The sequence below is a fragment of the Wenzhouxiangella sp. XN79A genome (assembly GCF_012272825.1).
Taxonomy (GTDB): Bacteria; Pseudomonadota; Gammaproteobacteria; order Xanthomonadales; family Wenzhouxiangellaceae.
Window position 1 is genome coordinate 1 of record NZ_JAAWWS010000170.1, and the last position, 1,842, is coordinate 1,842.

General features: G+C 69.7%; 1 protein-coding gene. It reads right to left on the minus strand.

Translation table 11 applies throughout. From position 1 onward, the window contains the following. Window positions 1-312: 312 nt before the first annotated feature. Window positions 313-1,635 (minus strand): amidohydrolase, encoded by a 1,323-nt coding sequence (locus HFP89_RS15615; RefSeq protein ID WP_168718612.1) that lies wholly within the window; start codon window positions 1,633-1,635, stop codon window positions 313-315. Between the last annotated feature and the right edge of the window lie 207 nt (window positions 1,636-1,842).

The following is a 1,842-nucleotide window of genomic DNA, read 5'->3' on the forward strand; positions in this document are numbered from 1 at the left end:
CGCTTGCGCGCGAACCGGCCGGGCCACCCTTCGCCCGCAAGCGGCCTCCAACAGGCCTTCGGTCGGGCGCCCCGCGCGATTCGACTGTTGGAGGGAGCTTGCTCGCGAACCGCCCTGACCACCCTTCGCCCGCAAGCGGCCTCCAACAGGGCTTCGGTCGGGCGTTGCGCGCGATTCGACTGTTGGAGGGCGCTTGCGCGCGAACTGCCCTGACCACCCTTCGCCCGCAAGCGGCCTCCAACAGGGCTTCGGTCGGGCGTTGCGCGCGATTCGACTGTTGGAGGGCGCTTGCGCGCGAAGGGCGGGTCCGGGTCAGTCGCCGTCGGCCGCCAGCATGTAGTCGATGGTCAGGTTGGCCAAGGCGCGGACGCCGGTCTTCATCGCCGATTCCTCGATGCGGAAGTCGGGTGTGTGGTGCGGCGCGGCTTCGCCGGGGCCGAGGTCGGCCGGGCTTGCGCCGACGGCGATGTAGAGGCCCGGCACTTCGTTGGCGAAGAACGAGAAGTCCTCGGCGCCGGTGATGGCGTCCATGACCCGGGTGCGGCCGCCGCCGACCCGCTCCAGCGTCGGCCGCATGGCCTCGGTCAGGTCCGGGTCGTTGAAGGTGACCGGGTAGCCGCGCTGGATGTCGACCTCGGCGGTGGCGCCGAAGCTCAGCGCGACGTGCTCGACGGTGCGGCGGATGTCGGCGTGGATCTTGTCCTGCATGTCGGTATCGAGGGTGCGGATGGTACCGATCAGTTCCGCGCTCTCGGGAATGATGTTGTTGCGCACGCCGGCCCGGACGCGGCCGACGGAGATGACCGCGGCATCCTTGGTCAGTTCGGTCTGCCGGCTGACGATCATGTTCAGGCCGATGATCATCTGCGCGGCCACGGCGATCGGGTCGACCCCGGTCCACGGCGTGGACCCGTGGGTCTGCTTGCCGTTGATGGTAATCACGAAGCGATCGGAGGCGGCCAGCATGCCGCCCGGCCGGTAGCCGATCATGTCGGCCGGGGCCGGCGACCAGATGTGCTGGCCGAACACGACGTCGACGTCGGGATTCTTCAGCACACCCTCGGCGACCATCAGCTCGGCCCCGCCCTCCTCGCCCGGCGGTGCACCTTCCTCGGCCGGCTGGAAAATGAACTTGATCGTGCCGGGCAGTTCGTCGCGACGCTCGGCCATCATCCGGGCCACGCCCATCAGCATGGCCATGTGCGCGTCGTGGCCGCAGGCGTGCGAGACCGGGACCTCGTCGCCGAGGAACTCGCTGGTCACGTCCGGCGAGAACGGCAGGCCGACCCTCGACGGCACCGGCAGCGCGTCCATGTCGGCGCGCAGTCCGACGACCGGACCGGGGCGGCCGCCTTCGAGCACGCCGATCACGCCGGTGTGCGCAACGCCGGTGGTGACCTCCATGTCCAGCCCGCGCAGGAAATCGGCGATGTAGGCCGCGGTCTCGAACTCGCGGTTCGACAGCTCGGGGTTCCGGTGGAAGTGACGGCGCCACTCGACGACGTCGTCGTAGAGCCGTTCGGTCTCGGCGTCGATCCAGTCGTGCCAGTCGTCGGCGTCGGCGGCGCCGACCGCGGTGAACGAACCGGCGATGGCCAGGAACGCGATGGATACGAGAAAGCGGGACGGGCTCATGGCATCACCTGCGAGGAATCAGGCGACCATTGTGAGCTGCGGCGGTCGGTGCGGCAAGTTGGCCGGGGGCGCCGGTTCGCGCGCAAGCGCACTCCAACAGTCCGATCGAGCTGGTTTCCCCTGCCTTTCCTGTTGGAGGCCGCTTGCGGGCGAAGGGCGGCCGGGCCGATTCGCGCGCGAGCGCCCTCCAACAGTCGATCCGAGCGG

What these genes read in the sequence shown, in the direction of transcription:
- HFP89_RS15615 (WP_168718612.1), bottom strand. Translation starts at nt 1,635, where the DNA reads ATGAGCCCGTCCCGCTTTCTCGTATCCATCGCGTTCCTGGCCATCGCC.